Below are 24,914 nucleotides of genomic sequence, written 5' to 3'. Positions count from 1 at the left end.
CTGTACCGGCATTTCCCACTGATCATTGCTGGTATCGTAGCTGCGTCTCGCGCAATCGCATATCTGTATCGGTTGCGACCCTCCTCGCGATCCGCGCGGAGCGGGGATCCGGGCCGAGCCCCCTCATGTCACGGTGCATGGCGCTTTCTCTTGCGGTTGAGGCTCGGCTTCCTGACGGCGCGCAGGGTCGATCCGTCCGCTTTGCGAGCCGCCGCGGCGATAATGGTCTTTCGGTTCGACAGCTTCGATCGGGTGTAGCCCAGCAGCCGTTCCATCGCGGCGCGCGCCTTCTCCGGGTTGCCGCTCTCGATGGCCCGCGCCGCTATGACGTGGTTCGGCAGATTGTCCTTGAACCAGCCGCCGGGGCCGCCGACGGCAACGGTGAAGACGGTGCCCAGAATGGTATCGATCGCGCCGCGAAAGCCCTGGAGGACCGGATTGTGGGTCGCGTCCAGGATGGCGAGATGGAAAGCCTTGTCGGCAGCGAGGGCGCTGGCCTGATCCTTTGCAGTCTGCATCGCCGCCAGGGCCGTGTCGATCCGCCAGCGGTCGTTCTTTGTTGCACGCTCGGCCGCAAGTGCTGCGGCAGCGGGCTCGATGATCGAGCGCACCTCCTGGATTGCCAGCAGAAGGTCCCGATCCGGCTCGTCCTGACCGACCAGCCAGCTTAGCACGTCGCGGTCGAGCAGGCTCCATTCGTGGCGCGGCAGCACGTGCGTGCCGTGGCGCGGCCGCACGCTGACCAGACCTTTGGCGGCGAGCGTCTTGATGGCTTCGCGCACCACGCCGCGCCCGACTCCGAAGCGGGCTTCGAGCTCAGGCTCCGGCGGCAGGGCTGTCCCGACCGGAATGAGATCCTGCGCGATCTCCCGGCCGAGCGTCGTCAGCACAGCGCGAATGCGGCCGGGCTTGATCGGCTTGTCGACGGGGCTCGGGTGCGCTCTTGCCACTCGTACGTTTCTCCCGTCCGGCCTGTCGCGGCTGGTTCGTTTGTATTTGGCTGCCACGCCCCGGCAGCTGCAATCATCGGATGTTTAACATCGGATGAATGGATGAGGGCAAGCGCAATTGTCGCAGCACACCCCGTGTTGCGTTGCGATATACGCGTGGACCGCGGATCAAGGCGTCTCCTCCAGCGTGCAGGTCACAGTGCAGACGACGCCGCGCGGCAGGGGCAAGCCCCCGTGATCCGCTGCACCTCGGCATCGAGCACCATGCGCATGCAACGCACCGTTTCCAGCACATGGCGCGCAGCCTCGCTGCGATCCTGACGGTAGTTGTAATAGACAAGGCCCACCGCGAAACGATCAGCGGCAGCGTCGTTCCGGCGACACGGAGACGAGCCGAACGGGCAGGGTAAGCTTTGGCAAACGCAGGCGTCCCGGTTCCAGCGCGGCAGCACCGGACAATGATTTTGAAGAGACCATAGGCGCAGGAATTGTGCTGCGCCACGAATTTTCGCCGTCCGTCCAGCGCGCTCCTGATCGCCGGAGACCTCCCGCCTCCGCCGCACAGCGAAGTGGCGAGTTGCAGTGCAGCAGGCGTTTACGTGCAGTCCTGCGACGAAGGGGTAGCTCCAGCGCACGCGAAATGACTTCCGTCCCGCCGAGGTTTTTCATACGCTTGCCTCTCGCAAGCCGCATAACGGCTGCGCTCACGGCCCGGCGACAGGGCCGGAGCATCAAAGGGAGGGGAGACGATGAAGCGAAGGTCATTTCTCGCAGGTATCGGTGCAACCACTGCGGCAGCTGCCATCGGCATGCCGTCGATCCTGAGGGCGCAAGCCCCGATCACGCTGAACGGTGCCGTGCAGTTTAATGACGACCATGCCTTCAATCGGGCCCTGCTGCGGTTCGAGGAGCTGGTGAAGAAATATTACGGCAAGCCCGTGAACTTCACCCTGCACAGGAACTCCTCGCTCGGTCTCGAGAAGCAGTATTTCGAGTACATGTCGCAGGGCAAGGCGGTCGATTACGGCATCGTCTCGCCGGCTCACATGTCGACCTTCGCCAAGGCCGCCCCGTTCATCGATGCGCCCTTCGTGTTCAAGGGCATCGAGCACATGAACAAGGTGGTCGAGGCCAATATCCTGGCGCCGGTCGCCGACGAGGTCGCGGCCAAGGCGGACGTGGTTCTGATCGGTTATGCCGGCGGCGGCATCCGCAACATCTTCGCCAACAAGCCGCTGAAGAACCTCGCCGATCTCAAAGGCCTCAAGGTGCGCGTGCAGGGCGCGCCGATCTGGTCGAAGACCTTTGCGGCCGTCGGCATGAGCCCGACCGTGATCGCCTATAACGAAGTCTACAACGCGATCCAGAACGGGGTGATATCAGCCGGCGAGAACGAAGCGGCCGGCGTCGAGGCGATGAAATTCTACGAAGTCGCGCCGCATCTCAACCTGACCCAGCACGCCGTGTCGATCCGGCCGATCTGCTTTTCCGTCAAGACGCTCAAGACCCTGCCGAAGGATCTGCAGGACGCGATCATGAAGGCGGGCAAGGAGGCCGGCGATTACGGCCGCCAGCTCGAGTCCAGCGAAGAGGTCGTCAAACTCGACACGCTGGAGAAGGCCGGCAAGCTCAAGCGCGTTCCGTTCGAGGAGCGGGACGCCATGAAGAAGCTCGCCGACCCCGTGATGGCCACCTACGCCAAGGAGATTGGCGCGGAGGGCATTTTCGAGAAGATCAACGTCGTCTGAGGCCGCCCTGTCCGCCGACAGCATTCCGGGCAGGCCCCGCTTCCTGCCCGGACGTGGCGGATGAGCGCCGTACGGAGCTCCAATGTCCGAAATGCACGTCCCGTCCACACCGTCGCTGTGGCGTCGCGTCACCGCGGCCTATGCGAAATTGCTGGAATTCCTGCTCGCCGCCTGCGTCGGCATCCTGGTCATCCCCGTCACGTTGCAGATCGTCTCACGCTACACGCCGTTCATTCCTTCCTACATCTGGACGGAGGAGATGGCGCGGTTCCTGTTCGTCTGGACGATCATGATCGGCGCCATGGTGGGCATCCGGGAAGCGCAGCATTTCGAGGTCGACGTGTGGCCCGATCTGTCGCGGCGGTCGGAGGCCGCGGTGCGGATCCTCGCGCGGCTGGGCGTGCTGGCACTGGCCCTCGTGTTCGTGTTGGCCGGAATCGAATTCACACGCTTCGCCTGGAACAGGACGTCGGAGCTGGCCGATCTGCCGCTCTGGCTGATCCACATCGCCTGGCCGGTGGCCGGCGTGACCTGGATCGTTTTTGCGGGCGAACAGATCCTTGATGAGATGCGCGTTCTGGTCGGGGCACAGAGATGAGCGGCAGCGTACTTTCTGCCGGACAGGCCGCCATGGTGCTGTTCGGGGTCTTCATCGGCCTGCTCATCATGCGCGTGCCGGTCGCCTTCGCGCTCGGCCTTGCCTGCGTGCCGATCCTTCTGATCGAGCCGCGCCTGTCGCTGATGACGCTCGCGCAAGAGACCTTCAACGCCTACAATTCCTTCATCCTGCTCGCGGTGCCTTTCTTCCTCCTGACGGCGAACCTGATGAGCATCGGCGGCATCACCGACCGCCTGGTGGCGCTGTCGCGCTCGATGGTCGGGCACTGGCCGGGATCTCTGGCGCAGATCAACGTCGTGCTGTCGGTGTTCTTTGCCGGCATCTCCGGCTCCTCGACGGCCGATGCCGCCAGCCAGTCCAAGATCTTCATCGATGCGCAGAACAAGGAGGGCTACGACCTCTCGTTCTCCATCGCCATCACCGCGGTGTCGGCGGTGCTTGCCGTCATCATTCCGCCGTCGATCCTGATGATCGTGTGGGGTGGGCTGATCTCGACCTCGATCGCGGCGATGTATCTGGCCGGCATCGTGCCGGGCCTTTTGATCGCGGGCGCGCAGATGGTGACGGTGCACATCTATGCCGTGCGCCGCGGCTACCCCACCTATCCAAAATCGACCTGGGTCGAGATGGGATCCGCTATCTGGCGGTCGATCCCGGCGCTGATGACGCCGTTCATCATCGTCGGCGGCATTCTGCTCGGCTGGTTCACCGCGACCGAGTCCGCCTGCGTCGCCGTGCTCTATTCCGTGGTGCTCTCCGCGTTCTTCTACCGCGAGACGGGCTTGCGGGAATTGTACAAGGCCTTGCTCGACACCGGGCGCCTCGCCGGAGTTGCCTTGTTCTGCGTGGGCACAGCGAGCGCGTTCGGCTGGTTGCTGGCCTATTACAAGATCCCGCAGGAGCTGCTGGCCAACGTCTCGACCTGGGGCATGGGTACGGTTACGGCGGGCTTCTTCATCGCCTTCTGCTTTCTGGTGGTGGGCTGCTTTCTCGACGCCATCCCCGCGATCATCATCGTCGGCACCGTGCTGGAGCCGCTCGCCAGGTCCGTCGATCTGCATCCGGTCCAGTTCGCGATCATCTCCATCGTCTCGCTGGCCTTCGGACTGGTGACGCCCCCCTACGGCCTCTGTCTGATGATCGCCTGTTCGATCGCGGGCGTGCGGCTGCGCTATGCCCTGAAGGACACGGTGATCATGCTGATCCCAATGCTGCTCGTGCTGGCGGCGGTCATCATTTGGCCCAGCGTGTCGCTGTTCCTGCCGCGCCTGATCGTGCCGGAAATGCTCAAGTGAGGGGCGATGGCGTGATCCCGCGGCCGACGGCCGCGGGGTCGTCGCGGTGGGCTACAGATTGCTTTCAGTGATCGCGGCGTAGACCATGCTGCGCAGCTCGCGGCGGATTGGATAGGCGCTCGACGGCAGCACCTGCGTCATGAAGATCGCGATCAGGTCCTCGGCCGGATCGATCCAGAACGAGGTCGTGGCGGCGCCGCCCCAATTAAATTCGCCGGGGCTGCCGGCGATCAATGTCTCGGCCGGGCGCATGGTGACGGCGAAGCCGAGACCGAAGCCGATGCCGTTATAAGTCGCTTCCGAGAACAACGAGCGCGAGACTTCCGGCAGCGCACGGCCGCCCGGAATGTGGTTGGTCGTCATCAGCGCCAGCGTCTTCGGCCCGATCAGCCTGACGCCGCCGAGCTCGCCGCCATTGAGCAGCGCACGGCAGAAGGTCAGATAGTCGGCGACGGTCGAGCACAGCCCGCCGCCGCCGGAGATGAACGAGGGCGGCGACAGGAACGAGCTCGTTGCCGGGTCGTCCTGAAGCGTCAGGCCTTCGCGTCGCTGGCCCGCATGGAAGGTCATGCCGCCGCCGGGATCGGCGGAATAGCAGGCGGCGAAGCGATGCGCCTTCGAGGCCGGGACGTGGAAGTCGGTGTCGGTCATGCCAAGCGGATCGAGGATGCGCTGTTTCAAGAACTGCTCGAACGGCATGCCGGAGATCTTGCCAATGAGATAGCCGATCACGTCGGTCGCAACGGAGTAATTCCAGGACTCGCCCGGCGAAAACTCCAGCGGGATCTTGGCCAGGCCCTCGACCATGGTCTGGAGTGTGCCTGACTTCTCGACCTCGCCGATCTTCTCGCTGCGATAGGCGGCATCGACGTTGGAGCGTTGCTGGAAGCCATAGGTGAGGCCGGAGGTGTGGCGCAGGAGGTCGACGATCAGCATCGGCCGCGACGGCGGCCGGGTCAGGAAGGCCGGGTAGGTGCCGGCGACGAACACGCCGAGGTCCTTCCACTCCGGAATGTATTTGGCGACGGGCTCGTCGATGGCGACGAGGCCTTCCTCGACCAGCATCATGAAGGCGACGCTGGTGAGCGGCTTGGTCATGGAATAGATGCGATAGATCGTGTCGTCCTTCACCGGCACCTTGCGCTCGACATCGGCAAAGCCCTGCACCGAGCTGTGCGCGACCTTGCCGCGGCGGTAGACCAGAAGATGCGTGCCCGGGAAACGGCCGGCATCGATGTACCGGCGCTTGAGATGCGCATCGACACGGTCGAGCGCGGCCTTGGACATGCCGACGGATTCGGGCGAGGCGGGGGTGGGGGCGAGCATCAGTTCCTCCGGGGCGTTTTGTCGGAAAGTTGATACCGAAATGACGGCCGCATTCCAAGCCGGTTGCGCTTAACGAGGCCGGCCCGGCTGGTGTAGACTCGGGCTCGGAACGCAAGGAGCCCGCCGGGGGCCAACGAGAAGAACGCGAGGGCAAACGCACCATGACTCAGTTCACCGAGACCGAACTCACCGAAGCCGTCGTCAGGAGCTTCGACCACACGCCCGATACGCGCGCGAAATTTCTGCTGCAGGAATTGGTGAGGTCGCTGCACGATTACGTGAGCAAGACCGGTCTCACCTTCGCGGAATGGGAATATGCCATCGGTTTCCTGACCCGGACCGGGCAGAAATGCACCGACACCCGCCAGGAATTCATCCTCTTGTCCGACGTGCTCGGCGTCTCCATGTTGGTCGACGCCGTCAATCACAGGGATCGCGACGGTGCCACGGAGACCACGGTGCTCGGCCCGTTCTATGTCGGCGAGCACAAGGTGACTGCGCACGGCACCGACATCTCGCCGAACAACCAGACCGGCGAGCGGATGTTCGTGCAGAGCCGCGTCACCGATCTCGAGGGCAAGCCGCTCGCCGGCGTTCCCGTCGACGTCTGGCACGCCGATGATGACGGCTTCTACGATTCCCAGAAGCCGAACTACGATGAGGTCGGCGCCTCGGCGCGGGCGCGCTTCATCACCGATGACGATGGCCGCTTCTTCTTCCGCACCATCCTGCCGTGCAGTTATCCGATCCCGACCGATGGTCCGGTCGGCGAGATGATCGTGCAGACCGGCCGCCACCCGATGCGCCCGGCGCACGTGCACTTCCTGGTCAATGCCAAAGGCTATGAGCCGCTGATCACGCACGTCTTCATGGACGGTGACAAATATCTCGACTCCGACGTGGTGTTCGGCGTGAAGGACGACCTCGTCGCCAAGGTCGAGCCGCGCAATGATCCCACAATGCCCGACGGCACCAAGGCGAACGGGCAGTGGCATTTGATGACTTACGAATTCCACCTCAAGCCGGGCGGCGGCATGGCGCCGAAGCCGCTCGGGGTGAAGGCGACCGAGCCGGCGTGAGGATGCGAAATCTCAGTCATCCCCCGATATAGGCTGCCAACTCGTCGGGCGTACCCTTTGGAAAGGCGTCTTTCAGATAATCGAGGAAAGCGGAGACGCGCGCACTGAGCAATCGCCGCGAGGGATAGAGCGTCCACAGGGCGATGTCGGCTCCCTCGACGTCGCCCCAGCGAACGAGCGTGCCGGCGGCAAGATCGTGGCTGACGAGCGACAGTGGCAGCCTTGCGGCACCGATACCGGCTCTCACGGCATCGCGAACCATCATCAGGGATGACAGTCGAAGCACGGGATCGATCGCGATGCGCGATGGGCCGCTTGGCCGTCTGATGTCCCAAACCGCAGCTTTGTCATCGCCGCGCGCGATGGCCGGAACGGCGAGGTTTCCTCTCGGGTGCTTCAGAGCGGGGCTGGCGACGACCAGCATTCGGTCGCGCAAGAAGATGCGGCCGACCAGGCTTTCATCCGGATCGGGATTGACCCGGATCACGAGATCAAAGCCTTCCTCGATCATGTCAACGTAGCGGTCATCGGTCGTAACTTCGAGCCGGACTTGCGGATGCCGAATGGCAAAGCCGGCCGCGAGACGGCCCATCGCGGTTTGCGAGAAGAGCAGGGGTGCGCTGATCCGCAACCTGCCCTTTGGCTTGTCCCCGCCCGAGGCTATCGCGGCCGCGGTCTCGTCGAGCTCGGTGAGGAGTGCGCCCGTCCGCTCATAGAGCGCGCGCCCTTCCTGGGTGAGCTTGAGCGTGCGCCCGCCGCGCTCGAACAGACGCAAATCAAGACTGCTCTCCAGTTCGGACACACGTCGAGACAAGGTCGCTTTCGGACGTCCCGCTGCCCGCGCGGCCTTTCCGAACCCTCCGTGACGGGCGACGAGATTGAAATCGGCAAGCGCAAGCAAATCCATTTGTTCCACCAATGAGACGGTCTGTCCAAATATAACGTCTATCGGCTCGCATGTGGATCATTAGTTTCCGGGTGTCTTCCAAAACCCAACCGGAGTGATCCCATGACCATCCTCGTTACCGGCGCCACCGGCACCATCGGCCGCAACGTCGTCGAGCAACTCGTCAAGCGCGGCGCCGACGTGCGCGCACTCGTCCGAAATCCCGAGAAGGCCAACCTTCCGGCAGGTGTTGCCGTCGCCCAGGGCGACTTGCTGGACGTCGATTCCGTGCGCGCTGCGTTTTCGGGCGTCTCGACACTGTTCCTGCTCAACGCCGTGGTGCCCGACGAATTCACTCAGGCGCTGACCGCGCTCAACCTTGCCCGCGAGGCCGGCATCGAGCGGTTCGTCTATCTGTCGGTCATTCACAGCGACCTCTACGTGAATGTGCCGCACTTCGCCGGCAAGTTCGGGGTCGAGCGCATGATCGAGCAGATGGGCTTCAAGGCGACCATCCTGCGGCCCGCCTATTTCATGAACAACGAGCTCATGATCAAGGATGCCGTGACCGGATATGGCGTCTACCCGATGCCGATCGGCAGCAAGGGGCTTGCGATGATCGACGCGCGCGACATCGGCGAGATCGCTGCGATCGAACTGATCCGCCGCGAGACATCCGCAGCGCCGCTTCCGCTCGAACGCATCAATCTTGTTGGCCCTGAGACACTCACTGGCGCGAAGGCCGCCGCGATCTGGTCGGAGGTGCTCGGCCGCGCGATCGCCTACGGCGGAAACGACACCGCGGGGTTCGAGAAGAACCTCAGGCAGTTCATGCCGCCCTGGATGGCTTTCGACATGCGGGTGATGGGCGAGCGCTTCCTCACCGAGGGAATGATCCCTGAGCCCGGCGACGTCGAGCGTCTGACCGGCATGCTGGGCCGTCCCTTGCGCTCCTATCGCGACTTCGTCGCCGAGATCGCGGCCCCCGTTTGAGGCTTGCCAGAGCAGAAGCGCAGGCGGGCTGGCTGCGCCGCTCGCTATCGATCATGTAGCGAGCGGCAATCTTGATCAGCGCGCATGCAGCAAGGCCAGCAGCACGACGACGGCGCAGGCGAGCGCCGCCGTTGTCAGCTTCCAGAACATCAGCGGGCTGCGCTCCAGGAGCGGTGTGATGCGCGTGTCGAGATAGGCCGGGTTGGGCGTGCGAAGCTCGAAGATGAATTCCGAGAGATCCTCGTGCCGCTTGTAGGGATCGGGATGGAGCGCGCGCCGGAGCGCGCCGTCGACCCAGGCGGGGACGTTGCGGTCATCGTCGGCGGCGCGATATTTAAGCTTTCGCACATCCGCCTTGCGCCGGATTTTGGCGATTTGGGTGCCGTAGGGCAGCTTTCCCGTCAGCATCTGGTAGCAGATCACGGCCAGTGAAAACATGTCGGAGCGCGGCGAGCCGCCTTGCCCCAGGAAATATTCCGGCGCCGTGTACTGGACGGTGCCCAGGATTTCGTCGGCCTCCCCTGGCGGCGCCGCCTCGGCCACACCGGCGACCCTGACCGATCCGAAGTCGATGATCTTGGCGGTGCCGGTCTTGTCGATCAGGATGTTGTCGGGCCTGAGGTCTTGATGCAGCATCTCCATGCGATGGAAGGCGCGCAGGCCCGCGGCGATCTGCTCGATGAGGCCGCGCACGGTTTCGAGATCGGGCCGCGGATTGTCGGTCATCCACTGCTTCAAGGTCTGCCCCTCGACGAACTCGGTCGCGACGTAGAGATAGCCGCGTCGCCGCGACTGCGACAGCGGCTTGAGCACATGCGGGCTGTCGATCCGGCGCGCGATCCATTCTTCCATCAGGAAGCGCTTGAGATAGGCGGCGTTGTCGCGTAGGTCGACCGACGGCAGCTTGAGCGCGACCGGCTGCTCGGTCTCGGTGTCGACGGCGAGGTAGATATGGCTGCGGCTGCTGCCGTGGATCTCGCGGACGATCCGGTAGCCGTCGAAGATCGCCCGCGGCTCCGGCAGCGTCGGCAGCGGCAATTCCGAGCTCTGATTGAAGATGCCGGCCGGATCGCGCTGCGGCACCGCATCGATCCGCAGGATCTGCACGGTGATGTTGTCGTCGCTGCCGCGCCGATAGGCTTCCTCCACAATCGCCTTCGCCGCCCCGTCCAGCTCGGCTGCATGCTCGCTTAGCGCGCTCGTGATGAAACGGGCGTCGACGAATTCATAGGCGCCATCGGTCGCCAGCAGGAAGGTGTCGCCGGCCTCGATTTCGATCGCCTGATAGTCGATCTCGAGCTGCGGATTAATACCGAGCGCGCGGCCGAGATAGGTCTGCTCGGACGAGACGATGATGCGGTGATCGTCGGTCAGTTGCTCCAGCGCCTTGCCGGCGACGCGATAGACGCGGCAATCGCCGACATGGAAGATGTGCGCGGTGGTTGCCTTGATGACCATGGCGCTGAGCGTGCAGACATAGCCCTTGTCGCGGTCATAGGCATATTGGCTCTTGCGCGTCTGCGCATGCAGCCAGGAATTGGTCGCCTCCAGCACGCGGCGGGCGGAGGTCTTCACCGTCCACGACTCCGACGTGCAGTAATAGTCCATCAGGAAGCTCTTGACCGCCGACTCGCTGGCGATCTGGCTTACCGTGCTCGAGGAAATTCCGTCGGCGAGAACGGCCGCGATGCCCTTCAGGCTGAGCAGCGGCTCTTCCGGAATCAGGACGCCGTGAAAGTCCTGGTTGATGGGCTTGCGACCCTTGTCGGAATGCTGGCCGACCGAGATCTGGAGTCCGCGGGGCATCGTCATCACCGGGAGAGGGGAGCCTCACCGTGCTTGGGCGAGGCTCCCCTGTCGATACTTATTCGATCAGGCCGCGACGCGGGGCTTCGCGGGCTTCTCCGCCTGTCGCTTCGGCAGGGTCATGACGTGGGTGGCATAGAGGGTCATGCCGGTGAAGGCGAGGCCGCCGACGAGGTTGCCGAGCACGGTCGGGATCTCGTTCCAGATCAGATAATCCATGATCGAGAACTTCGCGCCGAGCAGCAGGCCCGACGGGAACAGGAACATGTTCACGACGGAATGCTCGAACACCATGTAGAAGAACACCAGGATCGGCATCCACATCGCGATGACCTTGCCGGGGACGGAAGTCGAGATCATGGCGCCGACGACGCCGGTCGAGACCATCCAGTTGCAGAGCATGCCGCGCAGGAACAGCGTCGCCATGCCGGCCGCGCCGTGCGCGGCATAGCCAAGGGTTCGGCCCTCGCCAATATTGCCGATGGCGGCGCCGACCTTGTCGGGCGCCTGCGTGAAGCCGAAGGTCGTGACGAAGGCCATCATGAAGGCGACGGTGAAGGCGCCGGCGAAATTGCCGACGAAGACGAGACCCCAATTGCGCAGCACGCCGTTGAGCGTAACGCCCGGGCGCTTGTCGATCAGCGCGAGCGGCGAGAGCACGAACACGCCGGTCAGGAGGTCGAAGCCCAGGAGATAGAGCATGACGAAGCCGACCGGGAACAAGAGCGCGCCGACCAGCGGCTGGCCGGTGTTCACGGTGATCGTGACGGCAAACCAGGCTGCAAGGGCCAGGATCGCGCCGGCCATGTAGGCGCGGATGATGGTATCCCGGGTGGACATGAAGATCTTGGACTCACCCGCATCCACCATCTTGGTGACGAATTCCGAAGGCGCGAGATACGACATCAATGGTTCCTTTTGCTTCGTAAGTGAGATCGACACGCCCCCGACGAGGGCGCGGCTGAACGTCATCGGCCCTGCGGGCAGCCTGCCGCGCACGAGGGCTATGGAAAGTCTGGAAGCCTTGGGAATCGCGTCACGAGGACTCTGAAGCCGGAGACCGCGAAGCAGGTGAGCTTCCGGGATGCAGCCGCCAGAGGCTGCATCAATGCGGCCAAGCCGCAGTCGTCGTTGACGCAACCTTAGAAGCAATTTGTGTGCCGTGGTGCGTCGATCGAAAAAGCGAGCAAATTCAGCTGGATGTCAGCTGCAGGGGATGATTGGCAGAACTGCGCCGCCTCTTGCTTGAGCGACTGCACAACGTTTGTGCGGCGCACAAGGATTGAGCAGATCGCAAACCTCGCGTGCGGAACAGGGCTGCGTTAGTCAGACGCGTGATTACCAAGCATCTGATTATCCATCATTTTTGGCGGTGGCAGGCTTGGCATGAAGCTTGAATGGTTCCGGGCCGACGCCATTGAAGCCGTCCCGCGAGACTTCTCATCCGAATTGCTGACGCACCCAAACGGGGTCTCCCCGTCGCGCGTTCGCATGCGCCTTTTTCTGGCGTCACGGACGGACGGGCTGCTCGTGCGCACTGACGCAATCATTCCGCAACGACGCAAAAGGACGACACGACCTATGACCAAGCGCATTCGCCGGCCCTCCGAGACTGGCCTCAGCCGCCGTCAATTGTTGAAAGCCACGGGCTCGACCGCCGCTCTCCTTGCCGCAGCAAAGCTGAATTTCCCCGCCGGCGCCTTCGCACAGGACGCAGGCCCCGAGGTCAAGGGCGCCAAGCTCGGCTTCATCGCGCTCAGCGATGCCGGCCCGCTGTTCGTCGCCAAGGACAAGGGCCTCTTCGCCAAGCACGGCGTGCCCGACACCGACGTGCAGAAGCAGGCCTCCTGGGGCACCACGCGCGACAACCTCGTGCTCGGCTCCGAAGGCAACGGCATCGACGGCGCGCACATCCTGACCCCGATGCCGTATCTGATCTCGGCCGGCAAGGTGACGCAGAACAACCAGCCGACGCCGATGTACATCCTGGCGCGGCTCAATCTCGATGCGCAGTGCATCTCGGTCGCCAAGGAATATGCCGACCTCAAGCTCGGCACCGATGCGGCGCCGTTCAAGGCGGCGCTTGAGAAGAAGAAGGCGTCCGGCAAGGCCGTGAAGGCTGCGATGACCTTCCCCGGCGGTACCCACGATCTGTGGATCCGCTACTGGCTCGCCGCCGGCGGCATCGATCCCGACAAGGACATCGAGACCATCGTGGTGCCGCCGCCGCAGATGGTGGCGAACATGAAGGTCGGCACCATGGACTGCTTCTGCGTCGGCGAGCCCTGGAATCTCCAGCTCATCCACCAGGGCATCGGCTACACCGCCGTCAACACCGGCGAGATCTGGAATAAGCATCCGGAGAAGTCCTTCGGTATGCGCGCGGCCTTCGTCGACAAATACCCGAAGGCCAGCAAGGCGATCCTGATGGCCGTGCTGGAAGCCCAGCAATGGGCCGACAAGGCGGAAAACAAGCAGGAGCTGGCCGCCATCATGGCCAAGCGGCAGTGGATCAACTGCCCGGTCGAGGACGTCTACGATCGCACCGCCGGCAAGTTCGACTATGGCATCCCCGGCAAGGTGGTCGAGAACTCGCCGCACGTCATGAAGTACTGGCGCGATCATGCCTCCTATCCGTTCCAGAGCCACGATCTCTGGTTCCTCACCGAGGACATCCGCTGGGGCAAGTATGAGCCGAACTTCGATACCAAGGCGCTGATTGCCAAGGTGAACCGCGAGGACATGTGGCGCGATGCGGCCAAGACCCTCGGCGTCGCCGCCGCCGACATTCCGGCCACCACCTCGCGCGGCAAGGAGACCTTCTTCGACGGCAAGGTGTTCGACCCCGAAAATCCGGCCGCCTATCTGAAGTCGCTCGCGATCAAGCGCGTCGAAGTCTGATGGAGCCCTGCGGCCGCCTTTAGGGGCGGCCGCATCGTCCCTGCCACGCCGGAGAGAGATAGCGATGAACATGACTGCCACGAAGATCGAGGTTGAGACCGCGAAGCCTGCCGCGACGGTTGCGCCGGTCGTCGCGCTGACGCCGAAGCGTCCCCCGCGCGCTGAAGCTTACGCACGCATGGCGCGCGAGACGGCCGTGCGCGTGATCCCGCCGCTGGTCGTGATCGCGCTGCTGACGCTGGTGTGGGAGCTGGTCTGCCGGAGAGCCGGCTCGGCGCTGCCGCCGCCCTCAAAAGTGTTTGCGGATACTAAGGAGCTGATCTTCGATCCGTTCTTCGACCGTGGCGGCATCGACAAGGGCCTGTTCTGGCATCTGTCCGCCAGTCTCCAGCGCGTCGCCTTCGGCTACTCGCTCTCGGCGATCGCCGGCATCGCGCTCGGTGTTCTGGTCGGGCAGTCGGTCTGGGCGATGCGCGGGCTCGATCCGCTTTTCCAGGTGCTGCGCACGATTCCGCCGCTGGCTTGGTTGCCGCTCTCGCTCGCGGCCTTCCGCGACGGCCAGCCTAGCGCGATCTTCGTCATCTTCATCACGTCGATCTGGCCGATCATCATCAACACCGCGGTCGGCATCCGCAACATCCCGCAGGACTATCGCAACGTCGCCGCGGTGGTGCAGCTCAATCCGCTGGAATTCTTCGCAAAGATCATGATCCCGGCGGCGGCACCCTACATCTTCACGGGCCTGCGCATCGGCATCGGCCTGTCGTGGCTCGCGATCGTCGCCGCCGAAATGCTGATCGGCGGCGTCGGCATCGGCTTCTTCATCTGGGACGCCTGGAACTCCTCGCATATCAGCGAGATCATCCTGGCGCTGTTCTATGTCGGCATCATCGGCTTCGTGCTTGACCGCCTGATCGCGGGGCTCGGCAAGGTCGTCACCCGCGGCACCGCGCAGAACTGAGGAGAGGGGACATGACCGCCTATCTGAAGCTCGACCACATCGACAAGGTCTTCACCCGCGGCACCGCCACCACGGAGGTGCTCAAGGACATCAATCTGACGATCGAGAAAGGCGAATACGTCTCGATCATCGGCCATTCCGGCTGCGGCAAGTCGACCCTGCTCAACATCATCGCAGGGCTGACCGGCGCCACGATGGGGGGCGTGCTGCTGGAAAACCGCGAGGTGAACTCGCCGGGGCCGGATCGCGCCGTGGTGTTCCAGAACCACAGTCTCCTGCCGTGGCTGACCGTCTACGAGAACGTCAGGCTCGGCGTCGACAAGGTCTTCGCCAAGACCAAGTCCCGTGCCGAGCGCGACGCCTGGGTGATGCACAATCTCAACCTGGTGCAGATGGCCCATGCCAGGGACAAGCGTCCATCGGAGATCTCCGGCGGCATGAAGCAGCGCGTCGGCATCGCGCGGGCGCTGGCCATGGAGCCGAAGGTGCTGCTGCTGGACGAGCCGTTCGGCGCGCTCGACGCGCTGACCCGCGCGCACTTGCAGGACTCGGTGATGGCGCTGCATCAGAAGCTCGGCAACACCATCCTGATGATCACCCACGACGTCGACGAGGCCGTGCTGTTGTCCGACCGCATCGTGATGATGACCAACGGACCGAGCGCGCGCATCGGCGAGGTGCTGGAAGTGCCGCTGGCGCGGCCGCGCAAGCGGCTCGACCTCGCGACCAACGCCACGTATCTGAAATGTCGCCAGCGCGTGCTCGAATTCCTCTACGAGCGTCATCGCTTCGTCGAAGCCGCGTAAGTCACGCGTTCACGCGAGATCTGCCCGCGCCCAATTAATCGACATCAAGCTCAATCCTTGTGCGTCGCACAGGGATTGAGCGAAACGCAAATTTTGCGTGCGGAAAAGCCCTGCAAACAATTCGGGCAATACGAATAACATCCTGAAATCCCTGTGTTTCCCGTATGCGCGCAACTGGCACGGAAATTGAAACGTCTTTGCGCGACGCCAACGACGACGTCCCTCAACATCATCAATCAGCATCGTGATCTCGCCACCGGGGGTGAAGCCTCGGAGCGCGCCTCCGTGACCGGAGGCAGAGCCTGCAACGACGCAGCGGTGAGCCTGGAAGGGATACGCAATGACGAAGAATCCGACCCTGAACTCCAGCTGGATTTCAGACTGGCGCCCCGAGGATGAGGCGTTCTGGAACACGACTGGCAAGTCGATCGCGCGGCGCAACCTGATCTGGTCGATCGTAGCCGAACATATCGGTTTCTCGGTCTGGCTGATCTGGAGCATCGTCACCACCAAGCTGCCGCAGGCCGGCTTCCACTATACCACCGACCAGCTGTTCCAGCTCGTCGCCGTGCCGGGCCTGATCGGCGCCTTCATGCGCTTTCCCTACACTTTCGCGGTGACGACGTTCGGCGGCCGCAACTGGACCATCTTCAGCGCGGCGATCCTGTTCATCCCGACCTTGTCGCTCGCCTATTTCGTCAGCCAGCCCGACACGCCGTTCTGGCTCATGCTGCTGGTCGCCTCGACCGCGGGTCTCGGCGGCGGCAATTTCGCCTCCAGCATGACCAACATCTCCTTCTTCTTTCCCGACCGGATGAAGGGATGGGCGCTCGGCCTCAACGCGGCCGGCGGCAATATCGGTGTCTCCAGCGTGCAGCTCCTGACCCCGATCCTGATGACGCTCGCCGTCTTCAACCTATATCAGGCGACGCCCGTCGACGGCATCTTCCTGCAGAATGCCGGCCTGATGTGGGTGCTGCCGATCGGCATCGCGGTGTTTGGCGCGGTGTTCTTCATGAACAACCTGACCACGGCGAAATCGTCGGTGAAGAACCAGCTCGCGATCGTCAAGCGCAAGCACACCTGGATCATGGCGTATCTTTATATCGGCACGTTCGGGTCCTTCATCGGCTATTCGGCGGCGTTTCCGCTGCTGCTGAAAACGCAATTCCCCACCGTGACGATCTCGATCGCCTTCCTCGGCCCGCTGGTCGGCTCGCTGTCGCGTCCGCTCGGCGGCTGGCTCGCAGACCGGGTCGGCGGCTCCATCATCACCTTCTGGAACTTCATTGTGATGGCGGGCGCCACGGTCGGCGCGCTCTACTTCGTGGGGCACAAGGATTTCATCGGCTTCCTGTCGATGTTCCTGATCCTGTTCGTGACGACGGGCATCGGCAACGGCTCGACCTACCGCATGATCCCCTCGATCTTCCGCGAGGAGAACCTGTTCAAGGTGCGCGGCAAGGGCGATGCGGCACGTAGCGCTGCCCTGAAGACCGCGAGCATCGAGAGCGGCGCGGCGGTCGGCTTCATCGGCGCGGTCGGTGCCGTCGGCGGCTATCTGATCCCGAGCGGCTTCGGCAAGTCGATCGCCGCAACCGGCGGGCCGCAGCTCGCGCTCGCGGTCTATCTCGGCTTCTACGCCTCCTGCCTCGCTCTGACCTGGTGGTTCTACCTGCGTCGCAGTCCGCAGGGTGAAGGCGCGCCAAGCCTCGCCGAGGCGCGTGTGTGAGCACGACGAACTGGCACGAATGTCGCTTCTCCCCGTACGCGGGGAGAAATCTCTCTGATGACGTTTGACCCATGAACTTCGTCCGCAATGGCGCGGACGAAGGCAGACCGAAACAGACAGGAGAACATCATGACGCCCGAGCAGATTACCCTCGTTCAGCAGAGCTTCGCCAAGGTCGCCCCGATTTCGGAAGCCGCCGCGGTGCTGTTCTACGACCGCCTGTTCGAGGTGGCGCCGTCCGTGCGCGCGATGTTTCCCGAGGACATGACCGAGCAGCGCAAGAAGCTGATGGGCATGCTCGCCGCCGTAGTCGGCGGCTTGTCGAACCTGGAATCGATTCTTCCCGCGGCCTCCGCGCTCGCCAAGCGTCACGTCGACTATGGCGCCAAGGCCGAGCACTACCCCGTGGTCGGCGCGACCTTGCTGTGGACCCTCGAGAAGGGCCTTGGCGAAGCCTGGACGCCCGACCTCGCCGCAGCCTGGACCGACGCCTATGGCGTGCTGTCCGGCTACATGATGTCCGAGGCCTACGGCGCGCAAGCGCAGGCCGCCGAATAGGAGATGCGTTGTGAGTGAACCGCTGGTCATCGTCGGCAACGGTATGGCGGCCGCGCGTCTGGTCGACGAGCTCGCCAAGACCGCGCTCGGCCGCTATGCGGTCGCCGTGATCGGCGAAGAGCCGCGGCTCGCTTACAATCGCGTGCTCCTCTCCTCCGTGCTGGCGGGCGAGACCGGCTCGCACGAGATCGAGCTGCGGCCGGCCGGTTGGTGGCGAGACCGCGGCGTCACGGTGCGCTACGGCTATCGCGTTAGCGAGATCGATGTCGGCCGCCGTGAGCTCAAGATCGCGTGCGAGGAGAGCATGGAATATTCCAAGCTCGTGCTCGCCACGGGATCGACGCCGCTGCGGCTCAACGTGCCAGGCGCCGATCTTGCCGGCGTGCACACGTTTCGCGACACCCGCGACGTCGACCTGCTGCTGACGCTGGCCGCGGCCAGGAAGCGCGTCGTCGTGGTCGGCGGCGGCCTGCTCGGGCTGGAAGCGGCCTACGGTCTCGCCAAGGCCGGCGCGCCCGTGACGCTGCTGCATTTGATGGACCGGCTGATGGAGCGTCAGCTCGACGCGCCCGCGGCCGACCTGCTCAAGACGCTGGTCGAGCGCAAGGGTATCCGCGTCATGCTCAATGCCGCGACGGCCCGCATCCACGGCGAGGGCCACGTCCAGGCCGTCGAGCTCGCCGATGGCAGCCGCATCGAGGCCGATGCGGTGATCTTCGCCGCCGGCATCAAGCCGAACGTCGCGCTGGCGAAGGAGGCGGGGATCGCGGTCAACCGCGGCGTCGTCGTCAACGACGTGATGCAGACCTCCGCGTCCGACATCTTTGCGCTCGGCGAATGTGCCGAGCATCGCGGCACCTGCTATGGCTTGGTCGAGCCCGCCTACGAGCAGGCGCGCGTGCTGGCGCGGCATCTGGCCGGCCGGCCCGCCGCCTATCAGGGCAGCGTGGTCTCGACCAATCTGAAGGTCTCCGGCGTCAGCGTGTTCTCCGCCGGCGACTTCATGGGCGGGGAGGGCAGCGAGAGCCTCGTGCTGTCGGATCGCAGGCGCGGTACTTACAAGAAGCTCGTCATCGCCGACGGTCGGCTCACCGGGGCGGTGCTGATCGGCGATACGATCGATGCGCTCTGGTACCTCGAGCTGATCCGCAATCGCGACAAGGTCGCTTCGATCCGCACCGACATGATGTTCGGCCGCGCGCTGGCGCAGCCTTCGAAAGCGGCGTGATATGACGGCGATTGATCCAAATCTCCGCACCACCAAGACCACCTGTCCCTATTGCGGCGTCGGCTGCGGCGTCCTGGCGACGCCCGACGGCAAGGGCGGCGCGGCGATCGCGGGCGACCCCGATCATCCCGCCAATTTCGGCCGGCTGTGCTCGAAGGGCTCGGCGCTGGGCGAGACTGTGGGGCTGGAAGGGCGGCTGCTCTATCCCATGATCCGCTGCAAGGGCGTGCTGGAGCGCGTCGCCTGGAGCGATGCGCTGGACCACGTCGCCCACCGCATGCAGCACATCGTGGCGCGCGATGGCGCGGACGCAGTCGCGTTCTATCTCTCCGGCCAGCTGCTGACCGAGGATTATTACGTCGCCAACAAGCTGATGAAGGGGTTTGTCGGCACCGCCAATGTCGACACCAATTCCCGCCTCTGCATGTCGTCCTCGGTCGCGGGCCATCGCCGCGCCTTCGGCGCCGACACCGTGCCCGGCTGCTATGAGGATCTCGACCAGGCCGATCTGCTCGTCTTCGTCGGCTCGAACGCGGCCTGGTGTCATCCGGTGCTGTTCCAGCGCATGCTGAAGAACAGGCAGGAGCGCGGCGCCCGCATGATCGTGATCGATCCGCGCCGCACCGATACCGCCAGCGATGTCGACCTGTTCCTCGGCCTCAAGCCCGGCACCGACACCGCGCTGTTCTCCGGCCTGTTCGTGCATCTCGCCGACAGTGGCGTGCTGGACCAGGATTACATCGCGCAGAACACGTCTGGCTTCGATGGTGCGCTGGCGCGCGCGCGCAACATCGCCGGCAGCGTCACTGCGACCGCGCTCGCCACGGGCGTCTCCGAGCAGGACGTCGCCGCCTTCTTCAGGATGTTCCGCGACACCGAGAAGGTCGTCACGCTCTATTCGCAAGGGGTCAACCAGTCGGCGCAGGGCACCGACAAGGTCAACGCCATCCTGAACTGCCATCTCGTCACGGGGCGCATCGGCAAACTGGGCGCCTCGCCGTTCTCGCTGACCGGCCAGCCCAACGCGATGGGCGGCCGCGAGGTCGGCGGTCTCGCCAACATGCTCGCCGCCCATATGGGCTTCACGCCGCCCGACATCGACCGCGTCAGACGGTTCTGGAAGGCGCCGCGCATCGCAACCCATGAAGGTTTGAAGGCGGTGCAGCTGTTCGAGGCCATCAACCGCGGCGAGGTCAAGGCGCTCTGGGTGATGGGCACCAACCCCGCGGTGTCGCTGCCCGATGCCGACATGGTGCGCGATGCCCTGAAGAAGCTCGAGCTGTTCGTGGTGTCCGAGAACGTGCTCTCCAACGACACCGTCGCGGCCGGCCCGCACGTGCTGCTGCCGGCGCTGGCCTGGGGCGAGAAGTCGGGCACCGTGACCAATTCGGAGCGGCGAATCTCGCGCCAGCGCGCGTTCCTGCCGGCGCCGGGCGAGGCGCGTCCCGATTGGTGGATCCTGAGCGAGACTGCAAAGCGCCTCGGCTTCGGCGACAGCTTCAACTACAAATCGGCGGCCGATATCTTCCGCGAGCATGCGGCGCTCTCGGCCTTCGAGAACAATGGCAGCCGCGATTTCGACATCGGCGCGCTGACCTCGCTATCGGACGAAGCCTTCGATGGTTTGAAGCCGGTGCAATGGCCAGTGCGCGAAGGCGGGATGCCCGGCGAGCGCTTCTTCGCGCAAGGCGGCTTCTTCACCAATGACGGCAAGGGCCGCTTCATTGCACCGGAGGTGCCGGCGCTGCGCGGCGAGATCGGCCCGCTGCGCCCCTTGAGGCTCAACACCGGGCGCATCCGCGACCAGTGGCACACCATGACGCGCACGGGGCTGAGCCAGCGCCTGGGCGCGCATCTGCCTGAGCCTTTCGTCGAGATCCATCCCGACGACGCCGGCAAATACGGCATCGTCCATGACGGCTATGCCCGCATCACCACCGATTACGGCCAGTGCATCCTGAAAGTCGTCGTCAGCGAGCGGCAGCAGCGCGGCACCCTGTTCGTGCCGATCCATTGGAGCGCGATGAACGCCTCGCACGGCCGCGTCGGCGCGATGGTAGCACCCTTCACCGATCCGTTCTCGGGACAGCCGGAAGCCAAGGCGACGCCGGCCGCGATCGCGCCGTACGAATTCGTCTTCCGCGGTTTTGCACTGTCGCGCAAGCCGCTCGATCTGCCGCAGAACCTGTTGTGGACGCGCGTCACTGTCAGCGGCGGCTTCGGCTATCTGTTCGCCGACAATGCGGATCTCGCCCGCTGGCCGGCCTGGCTCGAGAGCGTCGCCGGCGAGGATGTTGCCGAATATCGCGATTTCGGCGGCGGGGTTTTTCGCGCAGCTTCGTTCGCAGGCGATCGCATCGAGACCTGCCTGTTCGTCGGTCCCGCGCATGATGCCGGCGACTGGGAGGTGGTGAAGAGCCTGTTCGCGGCCGATCAGGTCAGCGACGAGCAGCGCCGCATGCTGCTGTCGGGCAGGTCAAGCGAAGGCGCGGCCTCGACCGGCCCCATCGTCTGTGCCTGCTTCGGCGTCGGTCGCGGCACCATCTGCGACAGCATCGCCAGCGGCGCGCGCACCGCCGCCGACATCGGCGCCAAGCTCAAGGCCGGCACCAATTGCGGCTCCTGCATTCCCGAGCTGAAACGCTTGATTGCGATGACGGAAGTGCCTGCACAGCAGGCGAAGGTCGCGAGCGCGGCGGGATAGGTCTCGTAGGGTGGGTTAGCGCAGCGTAACCCACCACTCTTCGTCAATGCGGAAGCGAAAGAGGTGGGTTACGCCAAGGGACTGCGCTTCGCGCAGCCCGGGGGGCTAACCCACCCTACGCAGCGCCCGCACCATTGCAATGTGGACCACCCCAATCGACGCGCCGGCCAATGTGCCGTATGGTGCCGCGCTCCTTTCAACATCCACAACAACCATGATGTACCTGGAAACGCCGCCGCGCCTGATCGAAACCAGGCTGTTCACCGCCATGCCCGACAAGTTTCGCCGCAAGGGCGTGCGAACCGATTGGGCCGACGCCAACCGGCCGAACATACCGACCGAGAGCTTCATCGAGGGGCCGTCCTTCGACAAGGACGGTAATCTCTATATCGTCGACATTCCGTTCGGCCGCATCTTCCGGATTGCGCCCGACGGCGAATGGTCGCTCGTGATCGAATATGAGGGCTGGCCGAACGGGCTGAAGATCGCAGCCGACGGACGCATCCTGGTCGCCGACTACAGGCATGGCATCATGGAGCTCGATGCCGAAGCCGGCCGCCTCAAGCCGGTCGTGACCGGGCGCAATTCGGAATCGTTTCGCGGCTGCAACGACCTGCATCTCGCCTCCAACGGCGATATCTATTTTACCGACCAGGGGCAGACCGGGCTGCATGATCCGAGTGGCCGGGTTTATCGGCTGGCATCGAACGGCCGCCTCGATTGCCTGCTCGACACCGGCATCAGTCCGAACGGCCTGGTGCTCGACCCAACAGAAACCGTGCTGTTCGTCGCGATGACGCGCGACAACGCGGTGTGGCGGCTGCCGTTCATGAAGGACGGTAGCGTGTCCAAGGTCGGCCGCTTCTGCTCGCTGTTCGGCACCAGCGGCCCTGACGGTTTGACCATGGATGCCAAGGGCCGCCTGTTCGTCGGCCACCCCTCGCTCGGCCACGTCTTCGTGTTCGCGCCGAACGGCGAATTGATCGCGCGGATCAAATCGTGCGCGGGACCGAACTGCACCAATGTCGCGATCGGTGGCGAAAGCAAGGATCGGCTCTATATCACGGAGTCCGCGACCGGCAGTGTGCTAGTGGCGGATATCAGCGGTCTCTAGTGCGCGAAAATCGCGAGCTGGACGGCGACTCTTCGCCTCTCCCCGCTTGCGGGGAGAGGCCGACGCGCAAAGCGCGGCGGGTGAGGGGGGCCTCCGCGAGTCCCTATGCTATCGAGTTTGCGGAAGCAGCCCCTCACCCCGACCCTCTCCCCGTAAGAACGGGGAGAGGGAGAGGGAACAGCGGAGATCGGAGCGAACATGAAAACAAATCCCTTCGGCAAGACCGGCGCCAACGTCTCCGTCATCGGGCAGGGCACCTGGTATCTCGACCACGGCGACCGCAAGCGCGCGATCGCGGCGCTGCAGCGCGGGCTCGATCTCGGCATGACCCACATCGACACCGCCGAGATGTATGGCGATGCCGAGCTCGTCATTGCGGATGCGATCGCAGGTCGGCGCGATGAAGTGTTCCTCGTCTCGAAAGTGCTGCCCACCAACGCCTCGCGCCGCGGCACCATCACCGCCTGCGAGCGCTCGCTGAAGCGGCTGAAGACCGACCGGCTCGATTGTTATCTGTTGCACTGGCGCGGCTCCTATCCGCTGGAGGACACCGTCGCTGCGTTCGAGGAGCTGGTGCAATCAGGCAAGATCAAGTCCTGGGGCGTCTCCAATTTCGATGCCGACGATCTCGACGAGATTCTCGAAATCTCAGGCGAGGGCCGGATCGCCTGCAACCAGGTGCTCTATCACCTGAAAGAACGCGCGATCGAGCATGCGGTGATCCCGTGGTGCGAGCGGCACCATGTTGCCGTCGTGGCCTACTCGCCGTTCGGCCACGACGATTTCCCCGCAAGCAGCAGCAAGGGCGGTGCCGTGCTGGCGCGCATCGCGGAAGCGCATCGTGCGGCGCCGCGTCAGGTCGCGCTGAGCTTCCTCACCCGTGCGACTACGGTGTTCGCCATTCCGAAGGCCTCGTCTGCGGAACATGCCGGCGAGAATGCGGCAGCAGGCGACCTCGTGCTGGCGAAGGACGAGATTGCGGCGCTCGACGCGGTGTTTCCGCGCGGGCCGAAGCCGCGCGGCCTGCCCATGCTGTAGTGCACAACGGGCAATATTAACGGAGCGTTGACGCGCGCGGCGGCTCGCGCATATCGGCATCCTGTTTTCGGAAGTTGTGAATGCGGAGCAGATGTCGTTTTTTACGGCTGTTCTCGATTCGCATTTTGCCCGGGTTCCAGCCGTGACACCGCCGCCCGCCGCAGCCGCAAGGCTCGACAGTATTCCCATGCCCGTTCCGGAGAAGAAGCAGCAGGCTCGCCGCGCGCCTGCGCGCGTCGATCATCCCTTCAAGGGCATTGCGCTGGTGTTGCTCTCGACGATCTTCCTCGGATGTTCCGACGTCACCGCGAAATATCTGTCGACCAGCCTGCCTTCGATCGAGATCACCTGGATCCGCTTCGTCACGTTCGCGCTGCTATTCACGCCCGTGATGCTGCCGGGCTCGCCACTGCATGCGATGCGCACCGAGCGGCTCGGTCTGCAATTGATGCGCGGCGCCGCACTGCTCGGCTCGTCGCTGTTCTTCATCACCGGCCTTGCATTTCTGCCCATCGCCGAAGCCTCCGCCACCGGCTTCGTCTCGCCCCTATTCGTCACCGCGCTGTCGATCATCTTCCTGAGCGAGAAGGTCGGCATGCGCCGCTGGATCGCGACCGCGATCGGCTTGACGGGCGTTCTGATCATCCTGAGGCCGGGCACGAGCGCGTTCCACGCCGCCGCATTCTTCCCGATCATCTCGGCGTTCTGCTGGGCCGCCGCGCTGATCCTGACGCGGATGATGAGCGGTCGCGAAGCGGTGCTCACCACCATGGCCTATTCCGCGCTGACCGGCGTTGCGATCCTCAGCGTCATGGTGCCGTTCGTGTGGGTCACGCCGAGCTGGACCGCGATCGGGCTGGGCATCGTGATCGGCGTTGCCTCGACCGTGGGCCAATGGATCATCGTGCTGGCCTATCGCTACGGCGATGCCTCAGTGCTGGCGCCGTTCTCCTATACGCAGTTGCTCTGGGTCAGCATTCTGGGCTTCTTCATCTTCGGCGAGGTCCCGGATATCTGGACGGTCGTCGGCGCCGCCTTCATCGTCGCCAGCGGTCTTTATATCGCCCATCGCGAGCGGGTGCGCCGCGCCCAGCTGCTGGTGCTGGAAGAGCGGTCCCCGAACCCCTGACGCAAGTTTGCGCGTCCTGCTTCGTGCTATCACTCGCTCCA

At 64.4% G+C, this 24,914-nt stretch carries 21 protein-coding genes and 1 pseudogene; 15 read left to right on the top strand and 7 right to left on the bottom strand.

The window, feature by feature from the left end:
* Positions 1-128: 128 nt before the first annotated feature.
* Positions 129-950, bottom strand: a complete 822-nt coding sequence (locus tag I6F17_RS00735; RefSeq protein ID WP_036037741.1) for a FadR/GntR family transcriptional regulator — start codon at positions 948-950, stop codon at positions 129-131.
* A gap of 230 nt (positions 951-1,180) precedes the next feature.
* A pseudogene (locus I6F17_RS00730) lies at positions 1,181-1,370 on the bottom strand (sensor histidine kinase); the annotation flags it as partial.
* Between the two features lie 329 nt (positions 1,371-1,699).
* Here I6F17_RS00730 and I6F17_RS00725 point away from each other — a divergent pair.
* From I6F17_RS00725 to I6F17_RS00715, 3 genes are all read left to right on the top strand, one after another.
* On the top strand, positions 1,700-2,698 hold the full coding sequence (locus I6F17_RS00725) for a TRAP transporter substrate-binding protein (RefSeq protein ID WP_036004529.1): 999 nt from the start codon (positions 1,700-1,702) through the stop codon (positions 2,696-2,698).
* A gap of 82 nt (positions 2,699-2,780) precedes the next feature.
* Positions 2,781-3,296: a TRAP transporter small permease gene (locus I6F17_RS00720; RefSeq protein WP_128263524.1), complete on the top strand. Its 516-nt coding sequence runs from the start codon at positions 2,781-2,783 to the stop codon at positions 3,294-3,296.
* On the top strand, positions 3,293-4,612 hold the full coding sequence (locus tag I6F17_RS00715; protein WP_128263523.1) for a TRAP transporter large permease: 1,320 nt from the start codon (positions 3,293-3,295) through the stop codon (positions 4,610-4,612). The genes I6F17_RS00720 and I6F17_RS00715 overlap by 4 nt, the downstream gene beginning before the upstream one ends.
* Before the next feature lie 51 nt (positions 4,613-4,663).
* Here the strand turns inward: I6F17_RS00715 and I6F17_RS00710 are convergent, their stop codons facing one another.
* A complete protein-coding gene (locus tag I6F17_RS00710; protein ID WP_036037736.1) occupies positions 4,664-5,938 on the bottom strand; it encodes a serine hydrolase domain-containing protein in 1,275 nt (424 codons plus the stop codon).
* Positions 5,939-6,099: 161 nt separating this feature from the next.
* Here I6F17_RS00710 and I6F17_RS00705 point away from each other — a divergent pair, with 161 nt between their 5' ends.
* Positions 6,100-7,017 (top strand): intradiol ring-cleavage dioxygenase, encoded by a 918-nt coding sequence (locus I6F17_RS00705; RefSeq protein WP_225123696.1) that lies wholly within the window; start codon positions 6,100-6,102, stop codon positions 7,015-7,017.
* A gap of 16 nt (positions 7,018-7,033) precedes the next feature.
* On the opposite strand, the gene I6F17_RS00700 is transcribed toward I6F17_RS00705, so the two are convergent.
* Positions 7,034-7,924 carry a LysR family transcriptional regulator gene (locus I6F17_RS00700; protein WP_225123695.1) on the bottom strand — a complete coding sequence of 297 codons (891 nt, stop codon included), beginning with the start codon at positions 7,922-7,924 and terminating at the stop codon, positions 7,034-7,036.
* Positions 7,925-8,026: 102 nt separating this feature from the next.
* On the opposite strand from I6F17_RS00700, the gene I6F17_RS00695 reads away from it, so the two are divergent.
* Positions 8,027-8,896: an NmrA/HSCARG family protein gene (locus I6F17_RS00695; protein WP_225123694.1), complete on the top strand. Its 870-nt coding sequence runs from the start codon at positions 8,027-8,029 to the stop codon at positions 8,894-8,896.
* Between the two features lie 75 nt (positions 8,897-8,971).
* On the opposite strand, the gene I6F17_RS00690 is transcribed toward I6F17_RS00695, so the two are convergent.
* The gene (locus I6F17_RS00690) at positions 8,972-10,708 is read right to left on the bottom strand and encodes a bifunctional protein-serine/threonine kinase/phosphatase (protein WP_192893280.1); all 1,737 of its coding nucleotides are present in this window, start codon (positions 10,706-10,708) and stop codon (positions 8,972-8,974) included.
* A gap of 60 nt (positions 10,709-10,768) precedes the next feature.
* Positions 10,769-11,608: a formate/nitrite transporter family protein gene (locus I6F17_RS00685; RefSeq protein ID WP_036004575.1), complete on the bottom strand. Its 840-nt coding sequence runs from the start codon at positions 11,606-11,608 to the stop codon at positions 10,769-10,771.
* Positions 11,609-12,283: 675 nt separating this feature from the next.
* Here I6F17_RS00685 and I6F17_RS00680 point away from each other — a divergent pair.
* The 3 genes from I6F17_RS00680 (at position 12,284) to I6F17_RS00670 (ending at position 15,370) form a co-directional block, all read left to right on the top strand.
* Positions 12,284-13,603 carry a CmpA/NrtA family ABC transporter substrate-binding protein gene (locus I6F17_RS00680; protein ID WP_036004553.1) on the top strand — a complete coding sequence of 440 codons (1,320 nt, stop codon included), beginning with the start codon at positions 12,284-12,286 and terminating at the stop codon, positions 13,601-13,603.
* Positions 13,604-13,667: 64 nt separating this feature from the next.
* On the top strand, positions 13,668-14,564 hold the full coding sequence (gene ntrB, locus I6F17_RS00675) for a nitrate ABC transporter permease (protein WP_225123693.1): 897 nt from the start codon (positions 13,668-13,670) through the stop codon (positions 14,562-14,564).
* Between the two features lie 11 nt (positions 14,565-14,575).
* Complete coding sequence (locus I6F17_RS00670; RefSeq protein WP_036004558.1) at positions 14,576-15,370, top strand: ABC transporter ATP-binding protein; 795 nt, start codon at positions 14,576-14,578, stop codon at positions 15,368-15,370.
* A 9-nt stretch (positions 15,371-15,379) separates the two neighbouring features.
* On the opposite strand, the gene I6F17_RS00665 is transcribed toward I6F17_RS00670, so the two are convergent.
* The gene (locus I6F17_RS00665) at positions 15,380-15,613 is read right to left on the bottom strand and encodes a hypothetical protein (RefSeq protein WP_141697547.1); all 234 of its coding nucleotides are present in this window, start codon (positions 15,611-15,613) and stop codon (positions 15,380-15,382) included.
* 97 nt (positions 15,614-15,710) lie between these two features.
* Here I6F17_RS00665 and I6F17_RS00660 point away from each other — a divergent pair, with 97 nt between their 5' ends.
* The 7 genes from I6F17_RS00660 (at position 15,711) to I6F17_RS00630 (ending at position 24,873) form a co-directional block, all read left to right on the top strand.
* Positions 15,711-17,102 (top strand): MFS transporter, encoded by a 1,392-nt coding sequence (locus tag I6F17_RS00660; RefSeq protein ID WP_225123692.1) that lies wholly within the window; start codon positions 15,711-15,713, stop codon positions 17,100-17,102.
* A 129-nt stretch (positions 17,103-17,231) separates the two neighbouring features.
* A complete protein-coding gene (locus tag I6F17_RS00655; RefSeq protein WP_036037719.1) occupies positions 17,232-17,660 on the top strand; it encodes a globin family protein in 429 nt (142 codons plus the stop codon).
* Between the two features lie 10 nt (positions 17,661-17,670).
* Complete coding sequence (locus tag I6F17_RS00650) at positions 17,671-18,888, top strand: FAD-dependent oxidoreductase (protein WP_225123691.1); 1,218 nt, start codon at positions 17,671-17,673, stop codon at positions 18,886-18,888.
* Position 18,889: 1 nt separating this feature from the next.
* Positions 18,890-21,592, top strand: coding sequence for a nitrate reductase (locus I6F17_RS00645; RefSeq protein ID WP_225123690.1), 2,703 nt, complete (start codon positions 18,890-18,892; stop codon positions 21,590-21,592).
* 217 nt (positions 21,593-21,809) lie between these two features.
* Complete coding sequence (locus I6F17_RS00640) at positions 21,810-22,706, top strand: SMP-30/gluconolactonase/LRE family protein (RefSeq protein WP_225123846.1); 897 nt, start codon at positions 21,810-21,812, stop codon at positions 22,704-22,706.
* Positions 22,707-22,904: 198 nt separating this feature from the next.
* Positions 22,905-23,744: an aldo/keto reductase gene (locus I6F17_RS00635; RefSeq protein ID WP_225123689.1), complete on the top strand. Its 840-nt coding sequence runs from the start codon at positions 22,905-22,907 to the stop codon at positions 23,742-23,744.
* A gap of 187 nt (positions 23,745-23,931) precedes the next feature.
* Complete coding sequence (locus tag I6F17_RS00630; protein ID WP_057027221.1) at positions 23,932-24,873, top strand: DMT family transporter; 942 nt, start codon at positions 23,932-23,934, stop codon at positions 24,871-24,873.
* Positions 24,874-24,914: the final 41 nt, after the last annotated feature.

Source organism: Bradyrhizobium sp. NBAIM18 (assembly GCF_020193825.1).
Lineage (GTDB): Bacteria > Pseudomonadota > Alphaproteobacteria > Rhizobiales > Xanthobacteraceae > Bradyrhizobium > Bradyrhizobium yuanmingense.
Note: the sequence above shows the minus strand (reverse complement) of the source record. Positions and strands in the feature narration are given on the sequence as shown.

Coding starts and splice junctions, on each gene's coding strand:
- I6F17_RS00725 (WP_036004529.1), top strand. CDS start 1,700: ATGAAGCGAAGGTCATTTCTCGCAGGTATCGGTGCAACCACTGCGGCA.
- I6F17_RS00720 (WP_128263524.1), top strand. CDS start 2,781: ATGTCCGAAATGCACGTCCCGTCCACACCGTCGCTGTGGCGTCGCGTC.
- I6F17_RS00715 (WP_128263523.1), top strand. CDS start 3,293: ATGAGCGGCAGCGTACTTTCTGCCGGACAGGCCGCCATGGTGCTGTTC.
- I6F17_RS00710 (WP_036037736.1), bottom strand. CDS start 5,938: ATGCTCGCCCCCACCCCCGCCTCGCCCGAATCCGTCGGCATGTCCAAG.
- I6F17_RS00705 (WP_225123696.1), top strand. CDS start 6,100: ATGACTCAGTTCACCGAGACCGAACTCACCGAAGCCGTCGTCAGGAGC.
- I6F17_RS00700 (WP_225123695.1), bottom strand. CDS start 7,924: ATGGATTTGCTTGCGCTTGCCGATTTCAATCTCGTCGCCCGTCACGGA.
- I6F17_RS00695 (WP_225123694.1), top strand. CDS start 8,027: ATGACCATCCTCGTTACCGGCGCCACCGGCACCATCGGCCGCAACGTC.
- I6F17_RS00690 (WP_192893280.1), bottom strand. CDS start 10,708: ATGACGATGCCCCGCGGACTCCAGATCTCGGTCGGCCAGCATTCCGAC.
- I6F17_RS00685 (WP_036004575.1), bottom strand. CDS start 11,608: ATGTCGTATCTCGCGCCTTCGGAATTCGTCACCAAGATGGTGGATGCG.
- I6F17_RS00680 (WP_036004553.1), top strand. CDS start 12,284: ATGACCAAGCGCATTCGCCGGCCCTCCGAGACTGGCCTCAGCCGCCGT.
- ntrB (WP_225123693.1), top strand. CDS start 13,668: ATGAACATGACTGCCACGAAGATCGAGGTTGAGACCGCGAAGCCTGCC.
- I6F17_RS00670 (WP_036004558.1), top strand. CDS start 14,576: ATGACCGCCTATCTGAAGCTCGACCACATCGACAAGGTCTTCACCCGC.
- I6F17_RS00665 (WP_141697547.1), bottom strand. CDS start 15,613: ATGCTGATTGATGATGTTGAGGGACGTCGTCGTTGGCGTCGCGCAAAG.
- I6F17_RS00660 (WP_225123692.1), top strand. CDS start 15,711: ATGACGAAGAATCCGACCCTGAACTCCAGCTGGATTTCAGACTGGCGC.
- I6F17_RS00655 (WP_036037719.1), top strand. CDS start 17,232: ATGACGCCCGAGCAGATTACCCTCGTTCAGCAGAGCTTCGCCAAGGTC.
- I6F17_RS00645 (WP_225123690.1), top strand. CDS start 18,890: ATGACGGCGATTGATCCAAATCTCCGCACCACCAAGACCACCTGTCCC.
- I6F17_RS00640 (WP_225123846.1), top strand. CDS start 21,810: ATGTACCTGGAAACGCCGCCGCGCCTGATCGAAACCAGGCTGTTCACC.
- I6F17_RS00635 (WP_225123689.1), top strand. CDS start 22,905: ATGAAAACAAATCCCTTCGGCAAGACCGGCGCCAACGTCTCCGTCATC.
- I6F17_RS00630 (WP_057027221.1), top strand. CDS start 23,932: ATGCCCGTTCCGGAGAAGAAGCAGCAGGCTCGCCGCGCGCCTGCGCGC.